The sequence below is a fragment of the Bartonella sp. AP72JLCBS genome (assembly GCF_042195705.1).
Taxonomy (GTDB): domain Bacteria; phylum Pseudomonadota; class Alphaproteobacteria; order Rhizobiales; family Rhizobiaceae; genus Bartonella.
Genome location: NZ_JBHIOU010000004.1, coordinates 99,911 through 106,833 on the forward strand (window position 1 = coordinate 99,911; position 6,923 = coordinate 106,833).

Genomic DNA, 6,923 nt, shown 5'->3' on the forward strand with positions numbered 1-6,923 from the left:
GTAATAAAATTGTGCATAACCGGTTGTTTTTAAGATGTTTTTAAAAGAGCATAGAGTGATTAAAAATGAAAAAATGTAAGGCATAAGTAAGGCATAAAGAATGAACAAAGACTCCTATCATAGTATGAAACGAGGCTTGGCTTTATCCCTTGTGGTCCATGTCATTTTTCTCAGTTGGGGAGCCGTTCAGTTTACAAACTCTGTCTCTTTACCACAACCGTTGGAAGCAATTCCCATCACTCTTGCTCCTTTGGTGGACGAGTTTTCCTCTCAACAAGGAGCCGTGAAGGCTCCTATCCGTGCAATCCCTGCCGTCAAACCAACTATGCAGCCACAAGAGAAAGAAGATGCACGCCATATTGGAGAGGGACAAATAGATAGTCTTGCACCATTTCAACCAAAGGAAAAGCCGCGTCCCGTTGAAACAGCATCGCCACCATCAAGCGAGAACACATCAGAAACATCTGCACCAGAACTTACAAAACCAGAATTATTAGAAGCAAAAACAGAGGATGCACCCAAGGTTGCGCCTGAGATGCCTTTGGAGGCACTGGAGGATGCACCTAAGGTTGCACCTGAGATGCCTTTGGAGGCACCAGAGGATGCACCCAAGGTTGCGCCTGAGATGCCTTTGGAGGCACTGGAGGATGCACCCAAGGTTGCACCTGAGATGCCTTTGGAGGCACCAGAGGATGCACCCAAGGTTGCGCCTGAGATGCCTTTGGAGGCACTGGAGGATGCACCCAAGGTTGCACCTGAGATGCCTTTGGAAGCACCGGAGGATGCACCCAAGGTTGCGCCTGAGATGCCTTTGGAAGCACCGGAGGATGCACCCAAGGTTGCGCCTGAGATGCCTTTGAGAGTGCCGGAAGATGCCTCTAAGGATGCGCTCAAGCCTGCGCACAAAAATGAAGAAATGATATCGCCAAAAGAATTGGCTCCAACGGTCCCAAAAGTATCAGCAGAGCAGATTGTTCATCAAGCGCCCAAAATTGTACTTCCAGAAAAATCTCTTCTTCCACAGTTTAAACCAAAGTTTGACGGAGAATTTCCAAAGAAGAATGAGGCTGCATTGAATCAAAAGACGCCAAAGCTTAACAAGAAAAACCAAGAGAAACAGACCATTGAAGATATTTTAGCTCTGGAGGAAAATAATTTGCTCAATCGTGCGCGGTCACAAGGAGGGGGAGCAAAACGTTCTCATACACCAGAAGCTTTGGGTGCAAGAAAAAATATTAATGATACCACAAAAATGGCACAAACATTGGTCAATATTGCGGGGGGATGTATTCAACAGAAGCTTAAACTTGTGGCGCTTGGCGGCGATTTAAAAAATCGTCCGGTCGTGCGGTTGCGATTTTATTTAGACCGTGAAGGGATGGTTGTGGGCGATCCTATCATTGATCCCATAAGCGGCCTTGAGAGTCAACAAGCTATTATGATAAGGCAGGTGTATGCTGCTGTCTTTTCATGCCAACCTTATGCAGATCTCCCACGTGATCAATATGATCTATGGGGGCAAGGTTTTGACTTTAATGTTGATCCCCTCCAAGAAATAAGATGATAAACGAGAAAAAAGCGCTTAACGAAAGGACACATTCCATGATGACTATAACGAGACATAAAGTTTTTGCTTGGTTTATTGTCACTTGTGGGGTGTGGCTTTCAAGTATTTCATCGGGTTATGCGCAATTGAAAGGAACTATTTCGAGCGCTGATTTTAATCCCATTCCCATTGCAATTACAGACTTTATTTCCAATGATTCGATTGGGTTGAAAATATCTGCTGTGGTGACAGCCGATCTCGAACGGTCGGGGCTGTTTTTACCGCTTGATAAAGCAAATTTTTTTGAAAACATTTCTAATCCTAATAAACAACCACATTTTGCTTCTTGGCAGAAAATAAAAGCGCAAGGTTTAGTTACTGGGCAAGTCATGAGAGAAATCGATGGACGTTTGAGGGTCGATTTTCGTTTATGGGATGTGTTTGGACAAAGACAATTGAAAGGACGGCGTTTTTATACCGCGACAGAACGTTGGCGGCGTGTGGCACATATGATCGCAGATGAGATCTATAGTGAGATGACAGGAGAAAGTGGTTATTTTGATACAAGGATTGTTTTTATCGATGAAACAGGTCCTCAAAATGCACGCATTAAACGTTTAGCAATGATGGATCAAGATGGAGCAAATTTGATTTATATGTCTGATGGAAGTGAATTGGTGCTTACACCGCGGTTTTCACCAAAAAGACAAGAATTGACCTATATGGCTTACGAGGACAATCAAGTACCTCATGTTTATCTCCAACAAATTGAAATGGGGCAAAGAGAGTTGATCGGAACGTTTAATAACATGACAATTGCTCCACGTTTTTCTTCTGATGGACAAAAAGTTATCATGAGTTTGTTACAAAATGATGGGAGTGCCAATCTTTACACTATGGATTTACGAACCCGTACGATGACGCGACTTACAACAACTTCTGCTATTGATACTTCTGCTTCTTATTCACCGGATGGAAAACAAATTGTCTTTTCTTCAGATCGTAGTGGAAAGCCGCAAATCTATAAAATGAATGCGGATGGGAGTGATATTCAGCGTATTTCTTCAAACGATGGGAGTTATTCAACACCTATTTGGTCTCCACGGGGTGACTATATCGCCTTTACAAAACAATTAAGCGGACAATTTTCTATCGGTGTTATGCGCCCTGATGGACAAGGAGAACGAATTTTAACCACAGGGTTTCACAATGAAGGACCAACGTGGGCCCCTAATGGTCGTGTGCTGATGTTCTTTCGCAAAAATCCCGGTATGGGACCAAAAATTTATACGATTGATATTACGGGTCGCAATGAACGACAACTCCCTACCCCCAATGATGCTTCAGATCCAGCATGGTCGCCTTTGCTCAATGTACAGTAAAACAAAATGCTTAAAAACAGAATATAGAAGGAATATAGTCTATACAGTCTCAAGTTTAAACAATCTCAATTGTCTTTAATTATTTAAAAGAAGGAATTGATTATAGTGGGTATGGGGAGTTATGTAGATTTCATCTATCATCTACGGTTGTTGATCGATAATGGAATTTCCTTGGGGGAAAATGCTTAAAAAAATTCAAAACAAGACCTTGAAAAAATAGAGTCGAAAATTCTGAGGTCTTTAGATTTCAACTTTTTATTTAAAGTGTCGCTATATTTTTTAACTTCCTCTTCGATTTTGTTTGTGAAGAGTCGGGACTCTTGTCAGGGGGGCTGTTGCTCTCTGATGTGTTTTATTCAAGTACGCGGTTGTTTTAGATCTGAATCTTGATTGATTGGTAAGAGCAAAAGGACAGATTTTTAAGATAAATGACGTTATTTTAGAAATATACGATGCCATAAAGTTAATGCCATAAAGTCAAAAATTTATCCGCAACGGATTAGAGAGATGTACCGGCTTTTTGTACAATACTTTGCTAAACAATCAGCTCTGGCTTTCCATTTGCTTATTTTTATTCTGTGATGTTGTAAAAACACTGTCCTTTGAAGTGTGGTGATATAGGGCGTATAAATAGGACAAACCTCTTGCTATATTTAAGTGTTTTTTAAGTGCATGGCGAATATTTAGGGGAGTGCATGTGTGTTGAGCCTTAAGTTTCAAGCGAATTCCATGGGTGATTCGTCATAGGAATACGTTAGGAAACCCCTAATTGTTTAGAGGCTAGATCATTTTCATCACTTGAGAGCGGAGAGAGGAGGTTCATCTTAAAGAACAAAAAGATCAAATGAGAGAGGGGATATAGGGATAATCTTTGGGGCATGTAAGAAGGGCGTGAGGCTACAGAGTTTTGTATGCTTTCTTTTTGGGATTATGTTTTCTGAAATTAATTGCGGTTTTCTTGTTGCACTGACAGCTTTTCCCCGCTATTGACGCGGGGCTTTTATATGTGCGGATAAAGAGGAGGGGTGACAGATGCTTTTGAAGCCCTCATGCATGAAGAGAGGGCTTATGCAAATGATGGCAATTATACAGATAATTTTGCCAAAATCTCATCACTGACATCAAAATTTGCATAAACATTTTGCACATCATCATCTTCTTCTAATGTTGAAATTAGTCGTAAAACGGACAAAGCTTTTTCTTCATCTATTGGTGCAAGGGTGGTGGCTTTCCAAATCGTTTTAATCGATTCTGCTTCACCAAGTTTTGCTTCAAGTGTTTTGGAAACTTCACCAATATCTTCAAATGCGCAGGTAATATGATGTCCGGTTTCTTCTGATTGCACATCTTCGGCACCGGCTTCAATTGCTGCATCCATGATGTTATCGGCTGTTCCTGCTTCTGGCTTATAGATTATTTCACCAATCCGATTAAACATGAAACTGACCGATCCTGTTTCCCCTAAGGCTCCTCCTGATTTTGTGAAGGCGGCGCGCACATTTGAAGCGGTGCGGTTGCGGTTATCAGTTAAAGCTTCAACAATGACGGCAACGCCGCCTGGTCCATAGCCCTCATAGCGTACTTCATCATAATTTTCGACATCGGCGCCTGACGCTTTTTTAATCGCGCGTTCAATATTATCTTTCGGCATCGATTGTGCTTTGGCATTTTGAACAGCCAGCCTTAAACGTGGATTCATGGCTGGATCAGGAGCACCTTGTTTTGCTGCTACGGTAATTTCGCGCGCAAGCTTAGAAAATATTTTCGAGCGCATTGCATCTTGACGCCCTTTACGGTGCATAATATTTTTAAATTGTGAATGGCCTGCCATAGTTTTCCTTCCTATTTGAGGGCTTTCTTTCCAGTTGGACACTCTTTAGAATTTAAGGCGATAAAGCATGCATCCCACCAGAATAAATGTGCCACAGCATGAGGTGAAATAATCGAATAAACCCTTTATAAGAAAATTCATCTTAAAGGTAAAGACACCTTAGTTGAGGATCATTACAAGAGAGATCTCTTGTCGTTGAGCAAAAATAACGCTATAACAGAATGTAATCTCATAGCAAAATGGTTTATTCCATGCCTCGCTTTGTTTTAGGAGTGGTTGGAGAGACCTAAACATATAAAAAAGTTCCAGTGCTCTTGAGTGGGCGGTAACCTGCCTCATAGAAGAGGCGCAGAAGAGGATTTATAAAAATGGCAACGCAACTTTTGATGCCCAAAGCAACAGCTGTTTGGTTGGTTGATAATACAGCTCTTTCTTTTGATCAGATTGCAGAATTTTGTAAATTGCATGTCTTGGAAGTAAAAGCTATTGCCGATGGTGATGCGGCTTATGGTATTAAAGGTTTAGATCCGATTAGTTCTGGGCAATTGACGCGCAGTGAAATTGCACGGGTGGAGGCTGATCAAAACGCACGATTGAAAATTTCTCAATCGAGGGTGCATATTCCTGAAAAAAAACGTAAAGGGGCGCGCTATATCCCTCTTTCTCGACGCCAAGATCGTCCCAATGGTATCCTATGGTTGGTTACGAACCATCCCGAGTTGAAAGATGCGCAAATTGCACGGTTGATTGGGACAACAAAAGCGACAATTGAACAAATCCGCCTTAGAACCCATTGGAATAGTGCAAATTTGGTTCCTCTTGATCCTGTAGGACTTGGTTTGTGTTCGCAAATCGATTTAGATTTTGAGCTCCAGCGTGCGGCGAAAAATCGTCCTGTTGCAGCAGAAGAAGATAGGTCGTTGCTTCCCGCTTCTGTGACGGAAAACGCTGCTCTAGAGGAAAATGAGAGTGAAGAAAATCTGCATAAGACTTTTGACGCTGATAAAGTTTTTGCAAAGCTGAACGCGCTGCAAAAAAATCGTCAAGATCAAGATGATGCATAAAAAGCCATGACGCATAAGGGAAACATTTCTTATGGAAATGTTAGAGGAATGGCTGAAGAGAAGAAAAATTGGCAGAGACTTAAAAGTAAAAATGAGGACGAAAAAACAGAAAAAATTTCTTCTTCATTAGGAATTAACGGTTATTCTTAAAAATATTTTTAAGAATTGACCCTTCTTTACGAAATTCAAGGAGAAACGGACTATGCGCTCTACCAAAAAAACCATCTCTCATTCCTTAGCTATCCTCTTTCTTTTCTCACTATGCCTGGGTGGGTGTGGCAAAAAAAATGTTGGTGCACTTAACGGTATGAATGGCGCTTATATGAATGATGCTGGTTTGAATCAGGTGTCACCAGGCTCAGGACAAGAATTTACGGTTAATGTGGGTGATCGCGTGTTTTTTGGTCTCGATTCTTCTTCACTTGATGCTGATGCTGAACGTATTTTAACGCGCCAAGCAGAATGGTTGCTTCATTATCCTTATTATTCTATTATGATCGAAGGTCATGCTGATGAGAGGGGAACACGTGAATATAACTTGGCACTTGGACAGCGCCGTGCTGTTGCTGTGCGAAACTATTTGGTGTCTCTTGGTGTGTCCGCACAACGGATTCAAACAATTTCTTACGGAAAAGAAAGACCTGTAGCAGTATGTGATGATATTTCCTGTTGGAATCAAAATCGACGTGCTGTGACAACGTTGAGTGACATGAATAATCATTAAAAAGAAGATTGTTTGTTTCAACTATTCAATAAGCTCTTAAGGGGAAAAAAGAATGTATCGTAAAATCAATTGGAAAACACTCTTTTATATGGGGGTTTTCATAGCTTGTTCTACTTCACTTGTTCAAAGTGCGGCACGAAAGGCTTCCGAATATCCTGCACATGATACGGATAAAGTTGATGCAGTTGATAAGGCAACTGATGACGTGAAGAAAGCGCCTGAAGCAGCCGATAAAGCAGCATCTGATGCGGCGGAAAAAGCCACTGATGCAGTTGATAAGGCAACTGATGACGTGAAGAAAGCGCCTGAAGCAGCCGATAAAGCAGCATCTGATGTGATAGAAAAAGCCACTGACGCTGTTAATAAGGCTGTTGAT

The 6,923-nt window shown here is 41.5% G+C and carries 5 protein-coding genes and 1 pseudogene; 5 read left to right on the top strand and 1 reads right to left on the bottom strand.

The features are described from left to right. Positions 1–100: 100 nt before the first annotated feature. Entirely contained in the window at positions 101–1,564 is a 1,464-nt protein-coding gene (locus ACFILO_RS03575; protein WP_375677842.1) for a cell envelope biogenesis protein TolA, read from the top strand. 38 nt (positions 1,565–1,602) lie between these two features. Further along, positions 1,603–2,928, top strand: a complete 1,326-nt coding sequence (tolB, locus tag ACFILO_RS03580) for a Tol-Pal system beta propeller repeat protein TolB (RefSeq protein WP_375645667.1) — start codon at positions 1,603–1,605, stop codon at positions 2,926–2,928. Between the two features lie 1,084 nt (positions 2,929–4,012). Here the strand turns inward: tolB and ACFILO_RS03585 are convergent. Beyond that, a complete protein-coding gene (locus ACFILO_RS03585; protein ID WP_254492472.1) occupies positions 4,013–4,759 on the bottom strand; it encodes a YebC/PmpR family DNA-binding transcriptional regulator in 747 nt (248 codons plus the stop codon). 368 nt (positions 4,760–5,127) lie between these two features. On the opposite strand from ACFILO_RS03585, the gene ACFILO_RS03590 reads away from it, so the two are divergent. The 3 genes and pseudogenes from ACFILO_RS03590 to ACFILO_RS03600 all read left to right on the top strand — a co-directional run. Further along, the gene (locus ACFILO_RS03590; RefSeq protein WP_375611764.1) at positions 5,128–5,823 is read left to right on the top strand and encodes a DUF1013 domain-containing protein; all 696 of its coding nucleotides are present in this window, start codon (positions 5,128–5,130) and stop codon (positions 5,821–5,823) included. A 202-nt stretch (positions 5,824–6,025) separates the two neighbouring features. Continuing rightward, positions 6,026–6,547 (top strand): peptidoglycan-associated lipoprotein Pal, encoded by a 522-nt coding sequence (pal, locus tag ACFILO_RS03595; RefSeq protein ID WP_375611765.1) that lies wholly within the window; start codon positions 6,026–6,028, stop codon positions 6,545–6,547. A 52-nt stretch (positions 6,548–6,599) separates the two neighbouring features. Beyond that, positions 6,600–6,923, top strand: a pseudogene (locus ACFILO_RS03600) (tol-pal system protein); the annotation flags it as partial.